We start from the raw sequence: 20,091 nt of genomic DNA on the forward strand, positions 1-20,091 counted from the left end.
CCCATGACTGCCACCACGCTCCAGAAGACGGCCGAGAAGGCCGCCACCGTCGAATTCCGTGGCCTGCGACGCGAGTTCGGGACGACCGTCGCGCTCGACGGGCTCGACCTCACCGTGCGGCCCGGCGAACTCCTCGCCCTGCTCGGCCCGTCCGGCTGCGGCAAGACCACCGCGCTGCGGATGCTCGCCGGCTTCGAGCACCCCGACTCCGGCGAGGTGCTGGTCGACGGCGCCGACGTCACGCGCGTGCCCGCGCACCGCAGGGACGCGGGGATGGTCTTCCAGTCCTACAGCCTCTTCCCGCATCTCAGCGCCCTCGACAACGTCGCCTTCGGCATGCGGATGCGTAAGGTCCGTACGGCCGAACGCAGCTCTCGTGCAGCCGAGTTGCTCGACCTGGTAGGACTCGCCGACAAGGGCGGGAGCTACCCCCACCAGCTCTCCGGCGGCCAGCAGCAGCGGGTCGCGCTGGCGCGGGCGCTGGCCCTGCGCCCGCGCGTACTGCTGCTCGACGAACCTCTCTCCGCCCTCGACGCCAAGGTGCGGCTCGGTCTCCGCGAGGAGATCCGCCGGCTTCAGCAGGAACTCGGCATCACCACGCTGTTCGTGACGCACGATCAGGAGGAGGCCCTGTCCATGGCGGACAGGGTCGCCGTGATGCGTGCCGGGCGGCTCGAACAGTGCGCCGCGCCCGCCGAGTTGTACGGCAGGCCGGCCACCCCGTTCGTCGCCGAGTTCGTCGGCACGATGAGCCGGATCCCGGGCCGGCTGAGCGGCGGCCTCGCCGAGGTGCTCGGGCAGCGCCTGCCGGTCGACGGAGAGGCGCCCGTCGTGGCGGAGGGAGAGGTGGTGGACGTACTCGTACGCCCCGAGGCCGTACGGGTGCGGGCCGACGGCGCCGGTGACGCCCGGGTCGTCGCCACCGCGTTCCTCGGCGCGGCCACCCGGGTCACCGTGCGGCTCGCCGACGCCACCGAGGTCAAGGCGGACCTGCCGACGCACGAGGCCGCGACGCTCGGATCGGGGGCCGCCGTGACGGTGAGCCTGCCCGAGCGGCCGGTGCTGGTCGCCGCCCGCGCCAACTGAACCACCCCCGGTCGTGCCCTCCCCCGCGGGCCCCTGTCAATCGAAAGAGAGTTCCGTGACCCACCGCACCACCCCCCGCCCCATCCTCCAGGCCGTCCTGTTCGACATGGACGGCACGCTCGTGGACACCGAGCGACTGTGGTGGGAGGCGGTGGAACAGGTGGCCGGCGGACTCGGAAGGCGGCTGACGGGGGCCGACCAGCCGGACGTGCTCGGACGCCCGGTCGAGCACACCGCGGCCTGGCTCGGCGGGATCACCGGGACCCCGGTGGAGCGGGTCGCGGGCGAGCTGCACCGGGAGTTCGCCGACCGCGTCCGCACCGGCGTCGTGCCCCGCCCCGGCGCGCTCGCGCTGCTCGACTCCCTCGCCCGGGACGGCGTACCCACCGCGCTGGTGACCGCGTCGCCGCGAGCCGTCGCCGACACCGTCCTGGCGGCCCTCGGCGCCGGCCGCTTCGCCGTCTCCGTCACCGCCGACGACACCGAGCGCACCAAGCCGGCCCCCGATCCCTACCTCGCGGCCTGCCGCGCCCTCGGCGTCGACCCCGCCGGGTGCGTCGCCGTCGAGGACACCCAGACGGGCGTCAGTTCCGCCGAGGCCGCGGGCTGCGCCGTGCTCGCCGTGCCCTCGCTCGCGCCGATCGCCCCCGCCCCCGGGCGGACCGTCCTCGGCAGCCTGCGGGAGGTGACCCCGGCGCGGCTGCGGGCCATGGTCGCGCCGCGCGAGCTGCGGGTGATGAGCTGGAACCTCTGGTACGGCGGTACGAAGGTCGACGACCACCGGGAGAAGCAGCTCAAGATCATCACGGAGACCGGCGTCGACGTGGTCGCGCTCCAGGAGACGTACGGCACCGCGGCGCGGGAGCTCGGCGAGGCGCTCGGCTGGTACCACCACCGGGCCGGCGACAACCTCGGCGTCATCAGCCGGTACCCCATCACCGCGCGCCTCGGCGATCCCGACGTCGGCTTCTACGGCGGTACCGGGGTGCGGATCCGGCTGGACGGGGGCGGGTCGGTCGACGTGTGGAGCGTCCACCTCGACTACACGCCGTACGGGCCCTACGAGGCGCGCTTCGACGGGCTTCCGGCGGCCGGACTGGTCGACCACGAGGGGGTGCGGCTCGGTCAGATGCGGGAGATCCTGCGGCGGATCGCCGAGTCCGCGGACGACGGTACGCCCGTTCTGCTGCTCGGGGATTTCAACGCTCCCTCGCATCTGGACTGGGCCGGTGTCGAGTGGCCCGTCACGAAGGCGGCGGAGGAGGCGGGGTTGCGGGACTCGTATCGCGAGGCGCATCCCGATCCGGCCGCGGATCCTGGGCACACCTGGTCTCCGGTTCATGTCGAGCACGAGGACGGGAGCGGGCGGTCCGAGCCGCAGGACCGGATCGACTACGTCCTGTACCGGGGGCTGCGGGTGCTCGACTCCCGCACCTTCGTGAGCGGGGTGCCTCGGGTGTGGCCCGATGTGGCCGGGAACGAGTGGCCTTCGGATCATGCGGCGGTGATCACGACGTTCGGGGTGGGGTAGGGGTTTTTCGCCCCCTCCGCCCCTTCCCGTCCCGTCTCTCGGGGGCTCCGCCCCCGAACCCCCGCTCCTCAAACGCCGGAGGGGCTGAAATTTTCAGCCCGTCCGGCGTTTGAGGACGAGCGCGTCAGCGCGATGCGGGGGTCTGGGGGCGGCAGCCCCCAGGAACGGGACGGGAAGGGGCGGAGGGGCGAAAAACCCCTCGGATCCGGCCGCGCAACGAATCTCCGCCCGCCCCCCACCCCACGCAACGAATCGTCCGCGCACGCGCAACAGGTCCGCCTTGTTCCGCCGGGGCGGGCGCCCGTAGCGTCTACCTGGGTGTAACCGCCCCCCAAACCCCTCCGTACCGGCAAGGAACACGCATGCGCACAGCCCTGCTCCAGAGCTCCGGCCACCCCGGCTCGGTCGCCGGGAACCTCCGGGTTCTCGACGAGGCCGCGGGCCACGCCGCCGCCGCGGGCGCCGGGCTGATCGTGGCGCCGGAGATGTTCCTCACCGGCTACGCGATCGGCGACGAGACCGGCCGCCTCGCCGAACCGGCCGACGGCGACTCCGCCGACGCGGTCGCCAAGATCGCGTGCCGGCACGGCGTGGCCGTCGCCTACGGCTACCCGGAGCGCTCCGGGGACGCGGTCTTCAACTCCGCGCAGCTGATCTCCGCCGACGGCACCCGGCTCGCGAACTACCGCAAGACCCACCTCTTCGGCTGCTTCGAGCAGGACCACTTCACGCCGGGGGAGCAGCCGGTGGTGCAGGCGGAGCTCGGCGGGCTGCGGGTCGGGATGATGATCTGTTACGACGTGGAGTTCCCGGAGAACGTCAGGGCGCACGCCCTCGCCGGCACCGACCTCCTGCTCGTGCCCACCGCGCAGATGCACCCGTTCCAGTTCGTCGCCGAGTCGGTCGTGCCGGTGCGCGCGTTCGAGAACCAGCTGTACGTCGCGTACGTCAACCGCACCGGCCAGGAAGGGGAGTTCGAGTTCGTCGGGCTCTCCACGCTGGCCGGCCCCGACGGGGTGGCCAGGGTCCGTGCGGGCAGGGGCGAGCAACTGGTCCTCGCCGACGCCGACCCCGCCTTCCTCGCGGCCTCGCGCGAGGCGAACCCGTATCTGAAGGACCGCCGCCCCGGCCTCTACGGGTCCCTGGTCTGACCTGGTCTGACCCGCGCCGCCCGTCCCGACAGAGCCTTCCCCCGAGCCTGCCTGCCTGCCTGCAAGAGCTTCACCGCTAGGAGTCCGTACCCCATGACGTCCACCGTGCCCAACGCCGTCCAGCACGCCGACGTGCAGCAGCCGCCGATCACCATGTTCGGGCCGGACTTCCCGTACGCGTACGACGATTTCCTCGCGCACCCCGCGGGGCTCGGCCAGATACCCGCGACCGAGCACGGCACGGAGGTGGCGGTCATCGGCGGCGGCCTCTCCGGCATCGTGACGGCATACGAGCTGATGAAGATGGGGCTCAAGCCCGTCGTGTACGAGGCGGACCGGATCGGCGGCCGGCTGCGGACCGTCGGTTTCGACGGGTGCGACCCCTCGCTCACCGCCGAGATGGGCGCGATGCGGTTCCCGCCCTCCTCCACGGCCCTCCAGCACTACATCGACCTGGTGGGCCTGGAGACCCGGCCGTTCCCCAACCCCCTCGCGGAGACCACTCCTTCGACGGTCGTCGACCTCAAGGGCGAGTCGCACTACGCCGAGACGGTGGAGGACCTTCCGCAGGTCTACCGTGACGTCGCCGCCGCCTGGAACGCCTGCCTGGAGGACGGCGCCGACTTCTCCGACATGAACCAGGCCATGCGCGAGCGCGACGTCCCGCGCATCCGCGAGATCTGGTCGAAGCTCGTGGAGAAGCTCGACAACCAGACCTTCTACGGCTTCCTCTGCGACTCGGAGTCCTTCAGGTCCTTCCGGCACCGCGAGATCTTCGGCCAGGTCGGCTTCGGCACGGGCGGCTGGGACACCGACTTCCCGAACTCCATCCTGGAGATCCTGCGCGTCGTCTACACCGAGGCCGACGACCACCACCGCGGCATCGTCGGCGGCTCCCAGCAACTGCCGCTGCGCCTGTGGGAGCGCGAGCCGGAGAAGATCGTGCACTGGCCGTACGGCACCTCGCTGGCCTCGCTGCACGACGGGACCCCGCGCCCGGCCGTGACCCGGCTGAACCGCACGTCCGGCGACCGGATCACCGTGACGGACGCGAACGGCGACATCCGCACCTACCGGGCGGCGGTCTTCACGGCCCAGTCCTGGCTGCTGCTCTCGAAGATCGCCTGTGACGACTCGCTCTTCCCGATCGACCACTGGACGGCGATGGAGCGGACCCACTACATGGAGAGCTCGAAGCTGTTCGTGCCGGTCGACCGGCCCTTCTGGCTGGACAAGGACGAGGACACCGGGCGTGACGTGATGTCGATGACGCTCACCGACCGTATGACGCGCGGGACCTATCTCCTGGACGACGGCCCCGACAGGCCCGCCGTCATCTGCCTCTCCTACACCTGGTGCGACGACAGCCTCAAGTGGCTCCCGCTGTCCGCGAACGAGCGGATGGAGGTCATGCTGAAGTCGCTCGGCGAGATCTACCCGAAGGTCGACATCAGGAAGCACGTCATCGGCAACCCGGTGACCGTGTCCTGGGAGAACGAGCCCTACTTCATGGGCGCGTTCAAGGCGAACCTGCCCGGCCACTACCGCTACCAGCGGCGCCTGTTCACCCACTTCATGCAGGACTCCCTGCCCGAGGACAAGCGGAGCATCTACCTCGCGGGCGACGACATCTCCTGGACCGCGGGCTGGGCGGAGGGCGCCGTCCAGACCGCGCTGAACGCCGTCTGGGGCGTCATGCACCAGCTCGGTGGCACCACCGACCCGACCAACCCCGGCCCCGGCGACGTCTACGACGAGATCGCGCCGGTGGAACTGCCGGAGGACTGAGCCCGCCGTACGAGGCAGGCACAGGGCCGGTCGCGGGGTGTCAGTCCGGCATCGGCGTCAGAAGCATGCGGCCCGCGAAGCCGACCGCGCCGTCCAGCCGGTCGGTGAACTCCTCGGCGAGGTCCGGCAGTCGGCGCAGCGCCCACAGCGCGCGGGCCGCGGACCAGGTCGCGTCACGAGCCCGGTCCAGGCTCCACGCGCCCAGCAGATGCGTCAGCGGATCGGCGATCTGGAGGAGATCGGGGCCGGGCATCAGCTCCTCGCGGATGTGCTCCTCCAGCGAGACGAGCAGATCGCCCACCCGGTCGAACTCGTCCTCCAGTTCGGCCGGTTCGCAGCCGAGCGTACGACAGGCGTCCACGACCGCCAGCGCCAGGTCGTGTCCGATGTGCGCGTTGATGCCCGCGAGCGCGAACTGAAGCGGGCGTACCCCGGGATGCCGCCGGAACTGGAACAGCGGCCGCCAGCAGGCGGGCGGACACCCCTCCTCGGCCACCCGCAGGTAGCGCTCCGCGAACCGGACGTCCAGCGTGATCGCGGCCGCCGGATCGGTGAAGTCCCCTGCGTGCAGGCGCCTGCCGACCTCCTCGGTGACGGCGAGGTAGACGCGGTTGAACACCGCGATCCCGTCCCGCTCGGGGAGGGTCGCGTCCAGGGTGCGCATACGGGAGACCACGGTGTCTACGGGAGTGGTGAAGTGTTCCAACAGCGCCATGGGGGCAGCGTCCCAGTCCTAGGCTGGCCGCAGTGCCGCCGGGCCGGACGCTTCCCCAGAACGGGGGAACCGTGCGCGGCGGGAGTGGGGGGAACAGTACGTGTCAGGCTCACGTGCCCAGCGGGCGGCCGAACGCAGGGCCGATCGCGGGAGGGCGGCCCGGCGCGGTGCCATGGTCGCCGCGGCCTCGGTCGTGGTCGCGGTCGGCAGCGTCACGGGGATGATGTCCGCGCTGGGCGACGGGCGCCCGTCCGACGACGCCAGACCCCTGGTGACGGGCGCGCCCAGCCTGCTGCCGCTGCCCGCCGTACCGACCCCGTCGCCAACCAAAACCTCGGCCGCGCCGTCCCCGTCGAAGTCGCCCTCGTCCACCGCCCCTTCGCGCCGGCCGAGCCCCGAGCCCTCCGTCAGGGCGGAGAAACCGGCGGTCCTGGCCGCCTCCACCCGGCTCTACCGTCACCCCGAGTCCCAGGTGCTCGACTGGGTCGCGGCCAACCCGGGTGACTCCCGGCGCCCGGTGATCGAGTCCCGGATCGCCGACCGCCCGGCCGCGGTCTGGTTCGCCGACTACACGCCGTCCAACATCACCTCCCGGGTCAGGGCGGTCACGTCGGGCGGCGCCACCCAGGGCCGGGTTCCGGTCGTCGTGGCGTACACGATCCCGGGGCGCGACTGCGGCGGCGCGTCGGAGGGCGGTGCCCCCGACCTCGCCTCTTACGACAGCTGGATCGACAACTTCGCGGCGGGGCTCGGCTCCCGCGAGGTCATCGTCGTCCTTGAGCCCGATTCGCTCGCCCAGGCCAACTGCCTGTCCGCCTCCCAACGGGCGGGCCGTTTCGCCTCGTTGGCCCGCGCCGGACGCGTCCTCAAGGCCGCGAACCCCCGGGCCCGCGTCTACTACGACGCCGGCCACTCCGCCTGGAACCCGCCCGCCACCCAGGCGGGGTTCCTCCGACAGGCGGGCGCGGCCTCGGCCGCCTCCTCCGACGGCGTCTTCACCAACGTGTCCAACTTCCACCGTACGAGCACGGAGGCCGACTACGCCCGACAGGTGCTGTCCGCGCTCGGCGGCCCCGCGAGCCTGGGCGCCGTCATCGACACCAGCCGCAACGGCAACGGCGCCCCGCCCGACGGCGAATGGTGCGATCCGTCCGGACGGAAGATCGGACAGGCGCCGACCCTGAACACCGGAGAGGCCCGGATCGACGCCTATCTGTGGGTGAAGCTGCCGGGCGAGTCGGACGGCTGCAAGGGCACGCCGGGCACCTTCTCACCGTCGTACGCCTACGAGTTGGCGCGCTGAGAGTCCTCGTCGTAGGACGAGGTGCCCTCGTCGAGCAGCGGTTCGCGCGTCTTGAGGTGGGCCGGGGCCAGCGCCCGCAGTGCGTGGTATCCGACGATCACCACCAGGGTGCCGAGCGCGATACCGCTCAGCGAGAAGGTGTCCGTGAACGTGAGGGTCACGTTCCCGACCCCGATGATGATGCCCGCGGCGGCCGGCACCAGGTTCAGCGGATTGCGCAGGTCCACCCGGGCGTTGAGCCAGATCTGGGCGCCGAGCAGGCCGATCATGCCGTACAGGATGACGGTGATGCCGCCGAGCACACCGCCGGGGATCGCCGCCACGACCGCGCCGAACTTGGGGCAGAGGCCGAAGAGGAGAGCGAAACCGGCGGCGGCCCAGTAGGCGGCCGTCGAGTAGACGCGGGTCGCGGCCATCACGCCGATGTTCTCGGAGTACGTGGTGTTGGGCGGGCCGCCGACCGCCGTGGAGATCATCGACGCGACGCCGTCGGCGGAGATCGCGGTGCCCAGCCTGTCGTCCAGCGGGTCGCCGGTCATCTCGCCGACCGCCTTGACGTGGCCCGCGTTCTCGGCGACCAGCGCGATGACGACGGGCAGCGCGACGAGGATCGCCGACCACTGGAAGGACGGCCCGTGGAAGGCGGGCAGACCGACCCAGTCGGCCTTGCCGACCCCGGAGAGGTCGAGCCGCCAGTGGTCGGTGACCTTGCCGCTCGCGTCCACCGAGTGGATCCGGCCGAAGATCCGGTCGAAGGCCCAGGAGATCCCGTACCCGAACAGCAGGCCCAGGAAGATCGCGATCCGTGACCAGAAACCACGCAGGCAGACGACGGCCAGACCGGTGAGCGCCATCACCAGCAGCGCCGTCCACTGGTCCTGGGGCCAGTAGGTGGACGCGGTCACCGGTGCCAGGTTGAAGCCGATCAGCATGACGACCGCGCCGGTCACGATCGGCGGCATCGCGGCGTGGATGATCCGCGCGCCGAAGCGCTGCACGGCCAAGCCCACCAGGAACAGCGCCACGCCGACGACGAACACCGCGCCCGTGACCGTCGCACTGCTGCCGCCCTGCGCCCGGATCACCGCGGCGACGCCCACGAAGGAGAGCGAGCAGCCGAGGTAACTGGGCACCCGGCCGCGGGTCGCCAGCAGGAAGATGACGGTCGCGACGCCGGACATCATGATCGCGAGGTTCGGATCCAGGCCCATCAGGACGGGGGCGACGAAGGAGGCCCCGAACATGGCCACGACGTGCTGGGCGCCGAGCCCGGCGGTGCGTGGCCAGGAGAGTCGTTCGTCGGGGCGGACGACCGCTCCGGGGGCGGGCGTGCGCCCGTCGCCGTGCAGTTTCCAGCGCACACCGAGGTCCATGGTGAGGCTTCGCTTTCTCTGTACGTGAATGTGTCCGGACCATTGTCAGGGTCAGCCAGCGGTCCTACGCTCGCACGGTTCCACTCCTGAACTGCGTTCATATGTCTGATCGGAGTGTCTGATGAGTGCAAGCCCGCGACTGGGCGTCCTTCTCGCGGCCGTGGTCACCCTGGCGGCCGTCGTCGTCCCCTCCACCGCGGCGCAGGCCGCGCCGAAGGCCCCGAGGACCGCGGTCCTCGACGGCGCCGCGCTGCGCGACGCCAAGGCCCGGCTGGACCGCGGCGACCGCCAACTGGGCCGCACCCTCACCCACTTGACGGCCCGCGCCGACAACTGGCTGAGCCAGGGCCCCTGGACGGTCGTCGACAAGCCGAGACCCGCCCCCGGCGGCGACGTGCACGACTACCTCAGCCAGGCCCCGTACTGGTGGCCCTCCCAGCCCAAGACCGCCGAGAACCCCTGGGGTTGTCCCTACGTCCAGCGTGACGGCCAGCGCAATCCCGAGGTCGACACCGGCACCGACCGCCAGGACGTCGAGAAGGTCTTCGACTCGGCGTACGACCTCTCCCTGGCCTGGTACTACACCGGCGAGAAGAAGTACTCCGAGAAGGCCGCCTCGGTCCTGCGCACCTGGTTCCTCGACCCCGGCACCCGGATGAACCCGAACCTGGACCACGGGCAGTTCATCCCCTGCAAGTACGACGGCCGGGCCATCGGCATCATCGACTTCTCGCAGTCCTACACCAGCGTGCTGGACGCCATCGCCATCCTCGACACCGGCGCCCCCGGCTGGTCGAGGGCCGACCGCGCCGACATGCTCGACTGGAACATCGACTTCCGCGACTGGCTGGCCGACAGCCCCTTCGGCAAGGAGGAGGGCGCCGCCAAGAACAACCACGGCACCTTCTACGACATGCTGCTCGCCGGCCTGGCGTACGCGACCGGCGACAAAGGCCTCGCGCGGCGGACCGTCCTGGACGCGCGGGTCAAGCGCATCGACCCGCAGATCGCCGCCGACGGCAGCCAGCCCCAGGAGCTCGCCCGCACCCGTAGTTGGCACTACTCGACCTTCGACCTGGTCGCCTACACCCGGCTCGCGGCCATCGGCCGGCACGTCGGCGTGAACCTGTGGTCCTACGAAGGACCGGCCGGCCAGAGCCTGTTCAAGGCGGTCCGCTATCTGCTGCCCGCCGCGACCGGGGCCGAGCCCTGGACGTATCCGGAGCTGGAGTTCCACCGGTTCGCGGCGAGCGACGTCGTACACGCGGCCGCCGACGCGGGCGACCGGGCGGCGCGGGCCGCGGTGCCGAAGCTGGAGACGCCGCCGGGCGGCGACCTGTGGGCCCTGCGGCCCGCAGCCGAGCAACTGGACTCGATAGCGGGCTGAGGTCCACAGAGAGGGGCTTCTGAGCGTTTGCTTAGGATGGGGGTGTCGTTTCAGCCATTCATGCCCCGTCCCCGTACGTCTCAGGAGCCCCGCCCGTGACCGCCGAAGCCCCGCTCGCCCCCGCTCTCGCGTACGGCCGGCTCGTCCCGGTCGCGGTCCACTTCGACGACCTCGACGCGCTCGGGCTGCTGCACAACGCCCGCTACCCGGTGCTGGTGGAGCGTGCCTGGACCGCGCTGTGGACCGAGCGCGGCTTCGGTTTCGAAGGGGCCTGGGCGGCGGCGGGCGACTTCTGCAACGCGGTCAAGGAGCTGCGGATCAGCTACGAGGCTCCGGTGAACCGACCGGGCGCGTACGCCGTACACCTCTGGCTGGAAAGGCTCGGCACCACCGGACTGACGTACGGCTTCCGCTTCTGCTCAGGCGACGGCGCCCTGACGTACGCGCACGGCACGCGGGTCCTCGTCAGGCTGGACGCCGGGACGCTGCGCCCGACGCCCTGGAGCGACCGGTTCAGGGCCGTGGGCCGGGAACTGCTGCGCTCGGCGGGCTGACCTTCGCCGGCGTCCGGTCGCCCGCGCGCAGCACGCTCGCGAAGGCGGCGACACCGCACGCCAGCACCGTCACCAAGCCGAACGACACCATCAGGCTGGTCGCCTGCGCCAGCGTGCCGATCGCGCTCGGCGCGACCAGACCCGAGGTGTACGTGATGGTGGCGACGCCCGCGATCGCCTGGCTGGGGTTGGGGCCGCTGCGACCCGCCGCCGCGAAGCACAGCGGGACCACGACCGCGATGCCGAGGCCGAGCAGCGCGAAGCCGCCCATCGCGAGCGCGGGATGGTCCGCGACGACGATGAGCAGCCCGCCCAGTACCGCCAGGACACCGCCCACCCGCACCGTGCGTACCGCGCCGAAGCGGTTCACCACTGTGTCGCCCACAAGCCGGGCCACCGCCATGGTCAGCATGAAGCCGGTCGTCGAGGCCGCCGCGAGACCGGCCGAGCTGCCCAGTTCGTCCTGGAGGTAGACGGCCGACCAGTCCAGGCTGGCGCCCTCCGCGAACACCGCGCAGAACCCGACCGCGCCGATCAGCAGCGCCGACCTGGGCGGCAGCGCGAACCGGGGCGGCGGCTCCTCGTCCTCGGTGGGCTGGAGATCGAGCACCCAACGGCAGGCGAGCAGTCCGAGGACCGTGAGGGTCGCCGCCGCCAGGCAGTGGTGGAGGCGCGCGTCCGAGCCCAGGTGTGCGGCGACCGTACCCGCCGCCGAGCCGGCCAGGGCGCCCGCGCTCCACATGCCGTGCAGCCCGGACATGATCGACTTGTCGAGGCGGCGCTCGACCTCCACGCCCAGCGCGTTCATGGCGACGTCGGCCATGCCCGCCGTGGCGCCGTACGTGAACATCGCCAGACAGAGGCTGAGCAGGTTGGGCGCCATGGCGGGGAGGACCAGCGACAGCGTCCACAGCGCCAGCAGGCCGCGCAGCGCGGCGCGGGAACCGAAACGGTGGCTGATCCGGCCGGCCACCGGCATCGAGACGGACGCGCCGAACGCCGTGAAGGCGAGCGCGAGACCGAGCTGGCCCGTGCTGATCCCGGCGTGGTCCTGGATCCACGGCACCCGGGTCGCGAAGGACCCGGTGACCGCGCCGTGCACGGCGAAGACGGCGGCCACGGCGTACCGCGCGCGCTTCAACTCACGTATGTCGTAGACCACTTCACTCATGGTGCCGCTGCCCTCCCGGACGTCCTCCCCGCATTGCCGACGTAAACTATCAGGAACCCTGCCTGATAAATAGATAATTTACGGCCGGGGGACCCGACCGAGGACTCCGTGCCCGCACCGATCTGGAAGGATCCCGGCATGCCCGCATCTCCGAGCACCGCCCGGGCCATCAACGACCGGCTCGCCCTGCGTCTCATGCAGCGGGAAGGCCCCTTGACGGCAGGGCAGTTGAAGCAGCTCACCGGACTGTCCCGGCCCACCGTCGCCGACCTCGTCGAACGTCTCACCGCCGCCGGGCTGATCACGGTGACGGGGGAGTCGGGGTCGCGGCGGCGCGGCCCGAACGCCCGGCTGTACGGGATCGTCGCCGACCGCGCTCACCTGGCGGCCCTCGACGTCCGCACCGAGGGGGTCGCCGTCGTGGTCTCCGACCTCCTGGGCGCCGAGCTCGCGCGGGCGTCGGTGCCGATCGCGGACGACGCGGGTACCGGGCCCGCCGTCGAGCGGGCGGTCGCGCTGGTGGAGCGGACCGCCAAGGAGGCGGGAGCCGAGCGGCTGCACACCGTCGGCATCGGCGCACCCGGCCTCATCGACCCCGCGACCGGCGAACTCCGCGACTCCTCCGGCCTTCCCGCCTGGCACCGCAGGTTCGTCGCGGCCCTCCAGGAGCGTCTCCCGGACGCCCGTGTCCTGGTCGAGAACGAGACCAACCTCGCGGCCCTCGCCGAACAACGCGAGGGTGCCGCCCGTGACCGCGACACCTTCGTCCTGCTCTGGCTCGGCCACGGCGCAGGCGCGGCCGTCGTCCTGGACGGCGTCCTGCGCCGGGGCGCCTCCGGCGGCACCGGCGAGATCGGCTTCCTCCCCGTACCGGGCACCACCAAGCTGCCGTCGGCCACGGACTGCGAGGGCGGTTTCCACTCCCTCGCCGGGTCCGCGGCGATCGCGAGACTCGCGGCGCAGTACGGCGTAGCCGCGGAAGGTGCACCGCACGAGCCGTACGCGGCGGCGCTGGTCCGGGAGGCGGTGCGGGCGGAGACGGAGGAGGCGGTTCGGAGGGGAACGAGGACGGCGGTAGGCCGGGGAGTCGAGGGGGCAGCCGTGGCTCAGGGGGGCGGAGTGGAGACGGACGCGGAGTCGACGGTGGATCGGACGGGCACGAAGGCGGCGGTACGCCGGGGAGCCGAGGGGGTCGCAGTGGAAGCAGCCCCGGGGGCGGCGGGGGATCAGCGGGCCGCGAAGACGGCGTTCACTCAGGGAGTCGTAGCGGCGGCGGGCGCGGTGGTGGATCGGCGGGACGCGGAGGCGCCGGTGGCCGATCGGAGCGCCGTGGGGGCGGACGCTGCAGTCAGGGCGTCCCTGTTCCTCGACGCGCTCGCCGACCGGGTCGCCATCGGCGCCGCGTCCGTCGTGGCCGTGCTCGACCCCGGCTGCGTGGTCCTGGGCGGCGAGATCGGGCAGGCCGGTGGGGACGCGCTCGCCGACCGGGTCGGGGAGCGGCTCGGGCGGATGTCGCCGCTGCCCGTGGAGATGCGCGCGAGTCTGCTGGGCGGAAGCGCGGTGCTGCGCGGCGCGCTGCTCACCGCGCGCGAGGGCGCACAGGACGAACTGTTCGCGCCACCGGCCAGGTAGGCCCGCCCGCGCCGTGCCCGGACCGGATCGCAGGGCGTCGCGCCGCGGGTCCCCGTCGGCCCGCTCGAAGGCCCGATCCCGGGGGCATCTCGCCCCCGGCCACTGTCCTGCGGTTACTTGCCGTAGGCCCCGGGAGCCGGTTAGAGGCCCGGCGGCGGGGCATGGGCCTCGGTCACCGTCGCCGGGCCGCTAGGGCCGCCGGTGCTGGGCCCGGATCCGGATCGCGGGTCACCGCGCTGCGGGCCCCGGGGGCCCGGCCGAAGCCCCGATCCCGGGGGTATTTCGCCGCAGCCCCCCGGCGCGCGATTGCTCGACTCATGCCCCGGCGGCGGGGCAAGGGCCTCGGTCACCGTCGCCGGGCCGTTAGGTCCGCCCGTGCTGGGCCCGGATCCGGATCGCAGGGCGTCGCGTCGCGGGTCCCCGTCGGCCCGCTCGAAGGCCCGATCCCGGGGGCATCTCGCCCCCGGCCACTGTCCCGCGGTTACTTGCCGTAGGCCCCGGAGCCGGTTAGAGGCCCGGCGGCGGGGCAAGGGCCTCGGCCACCGCCGCTGGCCCGCCAGGTCCGCCCGCGCCGGGCCCGGATCCGGATCGCGGGTCACCGCGCCGCGGGCCCCCGGCGACCCGGCCGAAGCCCCGATCCCGGGGGCATCTCGCCGCAGCCTCCCGGCGCGCGGTTGCTCGCCGCATGCCCCGGCGGCGGGGCAAGGGCCTCGGTCACCGCCGCCGGCCCGCCAGGTCCGCCCATGCCGGGCCCGGGCCCGAATCGCCGGGCATCGCGCCGCCAGGTAACCCGCGGCCCGGCCAAAGCCCAGACCCCGGGGGCATCTCGCCCCCGGCCACCGTCCCCGCTTGCTCGCCGCAGGCCCCCGCGTCGGTTGAAGGCCCGGCGGCGGGGCAAGGGCCTCCGTCACCGCCGCCGGGCCGATCGGGGGCGGGCGCGACAGTCACTGGTCGTCCGGGCGGTGTGCGCCGGAGTCATGATCGCGACCTTAAGAGGACTAGACCAGAGTGGTCAATAGGTATGGACCAGCGACGGTCCCGGGGGTGTCCCACAGGCCCAGGTGGGGGCGGTGGCACGGGAGTTGACCGGCTGTGCGGTGGAGCGCGGGTGGAGTCCCGCGGTCTGTGAGCCAGCCCACAGACCTTCGCCCGCATGGCCGTCGATCAGGCGTGGCACACTGGCCATGTACCAGAAGCAGCGCACTCCGGGGTCGGTGAAAGTCCGAACCGGCGGTTACAGTCCGCGACCCGGTCGCTTCCAGCGGCCGGTTGACCAGGTGAAATTCCTGGACCGACGGTTAAAGTCCGGATGGGAGGCAGTGCGCGGCGGGCGGGCATTCGTGCGCGCTGCCGATTGTTTCGACTTGTCCCGACGGGACGAGTCCTCGTCGGCATCGTTCCCGGTGCCGTAGCCCGTTTCACTCTGTCGTCATCGACAGGCCCCGGAGTCCGTGCCCCATGAGGCAGGAGGACCCGGGAAGTGTTCACCGGAATCGTCGAAGAGCTGGGTGAGATCACCGCCGTCGAGAACCTCGGCGACGCCTCACGTTTCCGACTTCGTGGCCCCGTGGTCACCGAAGGTGCGCAGCACGGCGACTCCATTGCCGTCAACGGCGTCTGTCTCACCGTCGTGGAGCACGAGGGCGACGAGTTCACCGCGGACGTCATGGCGGAGACCCTGGACCGTTCCAGCCTCGGCGCCCTGGCCGTCGGCTCCCGCGTCAACCTGGAGCGGCCCACCGCGGTCGGCGCGCGTCTCGGCGGACACATCGTGCAGGGCCACGTCGACGGCACGGGCGCGGTCATCGCCCGGACGCCGTCCGAGAACTGGGAGATCGTCAAGATCTCGCTCCCCGAGAACCTCGCCCGGTACGTGGTCGAGAAGGGCTCCATCACCGTCGACGGCATCAGCCTGACCGTCGTCGAGGCGGCGGCCGGCCACTTCACCGTCAGCCTCATCCCCACCACCCTCGCGCTGACCACGCTCGGCCTCAAGCTGCCCGGCGACCCGGTCAACCTCGAAGTCGACATCATCGCCAAGTACGTCGAGCGCCTCCTCGGCAGCACGGGGGCCAAGCCGTGAACTGGCTCAACTCCGAGGCCTTCACCCTCTTCGACCAGCACATCAAGTGGTCCGACATGATCGGCAACACGATCGGTCTGATCGCCCTCGCGCTCGGCTGGCGCCGCTCCATCTGGACCTGGCCCGCCCAGTTCCTGTCCGGCGCCATCCTCCTCGCCGCCTTCGCCACCGCCCACCTGTCCGGCAGCGCCGGCAAGCAGGTCGTCGTCATGGTCGTCGCCGCCTGGGGCTGGTGGCAGTGGAACCGCGGCCAGGGCCGGGCGCAGGACGGCTCCATCGCCGTACGGTTCGCCACCTGGCGCGAACGCGCCTGCCTGGTGGGCGCGGCGGCGGTCGGCACCCTTGCCGTCGGCGGCCTGTTCACCGCCTTCCCCACCCTGTCGTGGGACCCGTGGCCGGACGCCTACATCTTCGTCGGCACGGTCGTCGCCATGTACGCCCAGGCACGCGGAATGGTCGAGTTCTGGTTCGCCTGGCTCCTCGTCGACCTGGTGGGCGTGCCCCTCAACTTCGCCAACGGTTTCGCCTTCTCCGGTTTCGTCTACGTCGTGTACGGCGCGCTCGTCCTGTGGGGCATGCGCGACTGGTGGCTGCGCTCCCGCAAGGCCGGGCAGCCCGTCCTGGAAGGAGCCCCGGTATGACAACAGCGCCGGTCTGGTACAGCAGGGACAACATCGAGGACTTCGCGCTCGACCCCGTCGAGAAGGCGATCGCCGACATCGCGGCCGGCCGCCCGGTCGTGGTTGTCGACGACGAGGACCGGGAGAACGAGGGCGACCTCGTCATCGCCGCCGAGAAGGCGACCCCCGAGATCGTCGCCTTCATGATGAGCGAGTGCCGCGGCCTGATCTGCGCCCCCATGGAGGGTGACGAACTCGACCGGCTCAGGCTCCCGCAGATGGTCGACGACAACACCGAGTCGATGAAGACGGCGTTCACCGTCTCCGTCGACGCCTCCGGAGCGCACGGGGTGACCACCGGCATCTCGGCCGCCGACCGCGCCACCACCCTCGCGCTCCTCGCGGACGGCGGTGCCCACGCGGAGGACTTCGTCCGCCCGGGCCACATCTTCCCGCTGCGCGCCAGGCCCGGCGGCGTCCTGGTCCGCAACGGCCACACCGAGGCGGCCGTCGACCTGGCCCGCCTCGCCGGCCTGCGCCCGGCCGGCGCGATCGTGGAGATCGCCGGCGAGGACGGCCGCATGCTGCGCCTCCCCGAACTGATCCCCTTCGCCCGCAAGCACGGCCTGACGATCATCTCCATCGAGGACCTGATCGCCTACCGCCGCACCGCCGAGCCCACCGTGCGCCGCGAGGCGAAGACACAACTGCCCACGGCCTTCGGCGAGTTCACGGCGTACGGCTACCGCTCCACCGTCGACGGTGTCGAGCACGTCGCCCTGGTGCACGGCGACATCGGCGACGGAGAGGACGTCCTGGTCCGCGTCCACTCCGAGTGCCTCACCGGCGACGTCTTCCACTCCCTGCGCTGCGACTGCGGCCCCCAGCTCCAGACCTCCATGGAACGCATCCAGGCCGAGGGCCGGGGCGTAGTGGTCTACCTGCGCGGCCACGAGGGACGCGGCATCGGCCTGCTGTCCAAGCTGCGCGCGTACGAGCTCCAGGAGCGCGGCCGGGACACCCTCGACGCCAACCTGGAGCTGGGCCTGCCCGCCGACGCCCGTGACTACGGCGCGAGCGCGCAGATCCTGGAGGACCTCGGGGTCACCAGCGTCCGTCTGATGACCAACAACCCCGACAAGACCGACGCGCTCGTCCGGCACGGCCTCAGGGTCACCGGCCGGGAGCCGATGCCCGTGCAGGCGGGCGAGCACAACCTCCACTACCTGCGCACCAAGCGGGACCGGATGGGCCACGACCTGCCCTGGCTCGACAACGCCACCGTGTCGGCCTGCGGCAACCAGTAAGAGCACAGGAACAGCAGCAAGAACAGCAACAAGAGCAGCAACAAGAACAGCAACAAAAGCAACACGAGAGCAGCACTGAGGAGAGACGTGAGCGGCAAGGGTGCACCCGAACTGTCCGTACGCAACTGCGGCGACCTGCGGGTCGCGGTGATCGCGGCACAGTGGCACGAAAAGGTGATGGACGGCCTCGTCGACGGCGCGCTGCGCGCCCTGCGCGAGCTGGGGATCGACGAGCCGACCCTCCTGCGGGTCCCCGGCAGCTTCGAGCTCCCGGTCGTCGCGAAGGTCCTCGCGGGCCGCGGATACGACGCCATCGTCGCGCTCGGCGTCGTCATCCGCGGCGGCACCCCGCACTTCGAGTACGTGTGCCAGGGCGTCACCCAGGGCCTCACCCAGGTCTCCATCGACACCGGTGTCCCCATCGGCTTCGGTGTGCTGACCTGCGACACCGAGGAGCAGGCCCTGGACCGCGCGGGCATCGAGGGCTCCCACGAGGACAAGGGACACGAGGCGGTGACGGCCGCCGTGGCGACCGCGGCCACCCTCCGCTCGGTATCCGAACCCTGGCACTGAGAGGTGCGGCCGAGCGCGTAGGGTGAGGACCACCATGTCCAAGAAGACTTTCGAGGAGCTCTTCACCGAGCTCCAGCACAAGGCCGCCACCGGCGATCCCGCCACTTCGCGCACCGCCGAGCTGGTCGGCAAGGGCGTCCATGCCATCGGCAAGAAGGTCGTCGAAGAGGCCGCCGAGGTATGGATGGCCGCCGAGTACGAGGGCAAGGAAGCCACCGCCGAGGAGATCTCGCAACTGCTCTACCACGTCCAGGTGATGATGGTCGCGCGCGGAATCTCCCTCGACGACGTGTACGCCCATCTGTAGAGACGTGTACGCCCCCAGGTAAGACAGCCCGTTCCGCGGAACACCCCTTCACGCAAAGGAAGCCGACCTCATGTTGCGCATCGCCGTCCCCAACAAGGGTTCCCTGTCAGGACCTGCGGCGGAGATGCTGCATGAGGCCGGCTACCAGCAGCGCCGGGAGTCCAAGGAACTGCGGATCGTCGACCCGGAGAACGAGGTCGAGTTCTTCTACCTCCGCCCCCGGGACATCGCGATCTACGTCTCCTCCGGCCGCCTCGACATCGGCGTCACCGGCCGCGACCTGCTCATCGACTCCGGGGCGCACGCCGAGGAGATCCTCCCGCTCGGCTTCGCCCGCTCCACCTTCCGCTTCGCCACCAAGCCCGGCACCGCCAAGGCCGTCGAGGACCTGGCCGGCCTGACGGTCGCCACCTCCTACGAGGGCATCGTCGCCAAGTACCTCGCCGACCGCGGACTCGACACCTCCGTCGTCCACCTCGACGGCGCCGTCGAGACGGCCATCGAACTGGGCGTCGCCGAGGTCATCGCGGACGTCGTCGAGACCGGCACCTCCCTGCGCAACGCGGGCCTGGAGGTGTTCGGCGACCCGATCATGAAGTCCGAGGCCGTCGTCATCCGCCGCGTCGGGGCCGACTCCGCCGAGGAGGCCGAGCCCAAGATCGCGCAGTTCCTGCGCCGCCTCCAGGGCGTCCTGGTGGCACGGACGTACGTGATGATGGACTACGACTGCCGCGCCGAGCACCTGGAGAAGGCCGTCGCGCTCACGCCGGGTCTTGAGTCGCCGACCATCTCGCCGCTGCACAACGAGGGGTGGGTCGCCGTCCGCGCGATGGTGCCGTCCAAGGAGGCGCAGCGGATCATGGACGACCTGTACGAGCTCGGCGCGCGGGCCATCCTGACCACGGCCATCCACGCCTGCCGGCTCTGAGGGATCTCACACCATGTCCGAACTTCCCGCTCTGCCCGTCACTTTCCGGCCGGGGAGGACCAGGGCCGTCCTGGTGAGCACCGGTGTCGCGATCTTTGTGGTACTCACCACAATCGTGATGCTCCTGGAGCAACTGGGTCCCGGGGAAAAACTCAGCTTCGTCTTCACCGGCGCCCTGATCTTCGGGGTGCTCCTGATGCTGGCCCGGCCCAAGGTCGTGGCCGACGAGAGCGGCGTCACCGTCGTCAACATCGCCAGCAGCAGACACCTCGCCTGGGCGGAGATTCTCCAGGTCAACCTGCGTCCGGGCGACCCCTGGGTGTTCCTCGACCTCAGCGACGGCACCAGCCTGCCCGCGCTCGGCATCCAGCCGGGCATCGCCAAACAGCGCGCGATCGGGGACGCCCGCGCCCTGCGCGCCCTCGCCGAGGCCCGCTCCACGGGCCACTCCGAGGAACATCAGGGCTGACTCTCAGCCTTCCACCCTGCCGCACGGGCCCATGTCTTGATTAATCTGTTGGCGGAGGCGTTTTCACCGCGCCTCCGCCACTGATGTGCCAGCCGGTGCTCAGCGGCCCCCAG

At 71.6% G+C, this 20,091-nt stretch carries 18 protein-coding genes and 1 riboswitch; of the genes, 15 read left to right on the forward strand and 3 right to left on the reverse strand.

Going from position 1 to position 20,091, the window contains the following annotated elements:
• Window positions 1-3 precede the first annotated feature (3 nt).
• From ACIP79_RS35530 to ACIP79_RS35545, 4 genes are all read left to right on the forward strand, one after another.
• Window positions 4-1,086, forward strand: coding sequence for an ABC transporter ATP-binding protein (locus ACIP79_RS35530; protein WP_401230242.1), 1,083 nt, complete (start codon window positions 4-6; stop codon window positions 1,084-1,086).
• 55 nt (window positions 1,087-1,141) lie between these two features.
• Window positions 1,142-2,617 carry an HAD-IA family hydrolase gene (locus ACIP79_RS35535; protein WP_401230245.1) on the forward strand — a complete coding sequence of 492 codons (1,476 nt, stop codon included), beginning with the start codon at window positions 1,142-1,144 and terminating at the stop codon, window positions 2,615-2,617.
• Between the two features lie 362 nt (window positions 2,618-2,979).
• Window positions 2,980-3,768 (forward strand): carbon-nitrogen hydrolase family protein, encoded by a 789-nt coding sequence (locus tag ACIP79_RS35540; protein WP_401230248.1) that lies wholly within the window; start codon window positions 2,980-2,982, stop codon window positions 3,766-3,768.
• Between the two features lie 93 nt (window positions 3,769-3,861).
• A complete protein-coding gene (locus ACIP79_RS35545) occupies window positions 3,862-5,556 on the forward strand; it encodes a flavin monoamine oxidase family protein (protein WP_401230251.1) in 1,695 nt (564 codons plus the stop codon).
• Between the two features lie 40 nt (window positions 5,557-5,596).
• Here ACIP79_RS35545 and ACIP79_RS35550 read toward each other — a convergent pair whose 3' ends face one another.
• Complete coding sequence (locus ACIP79_RS35550) at window positions 5,597-6,271, reverse strand: DUF5995 family protein (RefSeq protein ID WP_383689190.1); 675 nt, start codon at window positions 6,269-6,271, stop codon at window positions 5,597-5,599.
• A 172-nt stretch (window positions 6,272-6,443) separates the two neighbouring features.
• On the opposite strand from ACIP79_RS35550, the gene ACIP79_RS35555 reads away from it, so the two are divergent.
• Window positions 6,444-7,574 carry a glycoside hydrolase family 6 protein gene (locus ACIP79_RS35555; protein ID WP_401230428.1) on the forward strand — a complete coding sequence of 377 codons (1,131 nt, stop codon included), beginning with the start codon at window positions 6,444-6,446 and terminating at the stop codon, window positions 7,572-7,574.
• Here ACIP79_RS35555 and ACIP79_RS35560 read toward each other — a convergent pair.
• Complete coding sequence (locus ACIP79_RS35560) at window positions 7,556-8,947, reverse strand: uracil-xanthine permease family protein (RefSeq protein ID WP_401230258.1); 1,392 nt, start codon at window positions 8,945-8,947, stop codon at window positions 7,556-7,558. The genes ACIP79_RS35555 and ACIP79_RS35560 overlap by 19 nt on opposite strands.
• Before the next feature lie 121 nt (window positions 8,948-9,068).
• Between ACIP79_RS35560 and ACIP79_RS35565 the strand changes: the two genes are divergently transcribed.
• Together ACIP79_RS35565 and ACIP79_RS35570 are read left to right on the forward strand one after the other, a co-directional pair.
• Window positions 9,069-10,334 carry an alginate lyase family protein gene (locus tag ACIP79_RS35565; protein WP_401230261.1) on the forward strand — a complete coding sequence of 422 codons (1,266 nt, stop codon included), beginning with the start codon at window positions 9,069-9,071 and terminating at the stop codon, window positions 10,332-10,334.
• 95 nt (window positions 10,335-10,429) lie between these two features.
• Window positions 10,430-10,888 carry an acyl-CoA thioesterase gene (locus ACIP79_RS35570; protein WP_401230264.1) on the forward strand — a complete coding sequence of 153 codons (459 nt, stop codon included), beginning with the start codon at window positions 10,430-10,432 and terminating at the stop codon, window positions 10,886-10,888.
• On the opposite strand, the gene ACIP79_RS35575 is transcribed toward ACIP79_RS35570, so the two are convergent.
• Window positions 10,848-12,059, reverse strand: coding sequence for an MFS transporter (locus ACIP79_RS35575; RefSeq protein ID WP_401230267.1), 1,212 nt, complete (start codon window positions 12,057-12,059; stop codon window positions 10,848-10,850). The two genes, ACIP79_RS35570 and ACIP79_RS35575, sit on opposite strands and share 41 nt — an antisense overlap.
• A 138-nt stretch (window positions 12,060-12,197) precedes the next feature.
• Here ACIP79_RS35575 and ACIP79_RS35580 point away from each other — a divergent pair, with 138 nt between their 5' ends.
• The 8 genes from ACIP79_RS35580 (at window position 12,198) to ACIP79_RS35615 (ending at window position 19,978) form a co-directional block, all read left to right on the forward strand.
• The gene (locus ACIP79_RS35580; protein WP_401230270.1) at window positions 12,198-13,691 is read left to right on the forward strand and encodes an ROK family protein; all 1,494 of its coding nucleotides are present in this window, start codon (window positions 12,198-12,200) and stop codon (window positions 13,689-13,691) included.
• Window positions 13,692-14,887: 1,196 nt separating this feature from the next.
• A riboswitch (FMN riboswitch) is annotated at window positions 14,888-15,018 on the forward strand.
• Between the two features lie 153 nt (window positions 15,019-15,171).
• Window positions 15,172-15,774, forward strand: coding sequence for a riboflavin synthase (locus tag ACIP79_RS35585; RefSeq protein WP_401230273.1), 603 nt, complete (start codon window positions 15,172-15,174; stop codon window positions 15,772-15,774).
• The gene (locus ACIP79_RS35590; RefSeq protein WP_401230276.1) at window positions 15,771-16,415 is read left to right on the forward strand and encodes a nicotinamide riboside transporter PnuC; all 645 of its coding nucleotides are present in this window, start codon (window positions 15,771-15,773) and stop codon (window positions 16,413-16,415) included. The genes ACIP79_RS35585 and ACIP79_RS35590 overlap by 4 nt, the downstream gene beginning before the upstream one ends.
• Window positions 16,412-17,701, forward strand: coding sequence for a bifunctional 3,4-dihydroxy-2-butanone-4-phosphate synthase/GTP cyclohydrolase II (locus tag ACIP79_RS35595; RefSeq protein ID WP_401230279.1), 1,290 nt, complete (start codon window positions 16,412-16,414; stop codon window positions 17,699-17,701). Before ACIP79_RS35590 ends, ACIP79_RS35595 begins: the two co-directional genes overlap by 4 nt.
• Window positions 17,702-17,788: 87 nt before the next feature.
• A complete protein-coding gene (gene ribH, locus ACIP79_RS35600; protein ID WP_383685832.1) occupies window positions 17,789-18,274 on the forward strand; it encodes a 6,7-dimethyl-8-ribityllumazine synthase in 486 nt (161 codons plus the stop codon).
• 34 nt (window positions 18,275-18,308) lie between these two features.
• Entirely contained in the window at window positions 18,309-18,581 is a 273-nt protein-coding gene (locus ACIP79_RS35605; RefSeq protein ID WP_401230281.1) for a phosphoribosyl-ATP diphosphatase, read from the forward strand.
• 70 nt (window positions 18,582-18,651) lie between these two features.
• Window positions 18,652-19,509 (forward strand): ATP phosphoribosyltransferase, encoded by an 858-nt coding sequence (hisG, locus tag ACIP79_RS35610; protein WP_401230284.1) that lies wholly within the window; start codon window positions 18,652-18,654, stop codon window positions 19,507-19,509.
• A 13-nt stretch (window positions 19,510-19,522) separates the two neighbouring features.
• Window positions 19,523-19,978 (forward strand): PH domain-containing protein, encoded by a 456-nt coding sequence (locus ACIP79_RS35615; protein WP_401230285.1) that lies wholly within the window; start codon window positions 19,523-19,525, stop codon window positions 19,976-19,978.
• The last annotated feature ends 113 nt before the right edge of the window (window positions 19,979-20,091 follow it).

It is taken from the genome of Streptomyces sp. NPDC088747 (assembly GCF_044751025.1).
Taxonomy (GTDB): domain Bacteria; phylum Actinomycetota; class Actinomycetes; order Streptomycetales; family Streptomycetaceae; genus Streptomyces.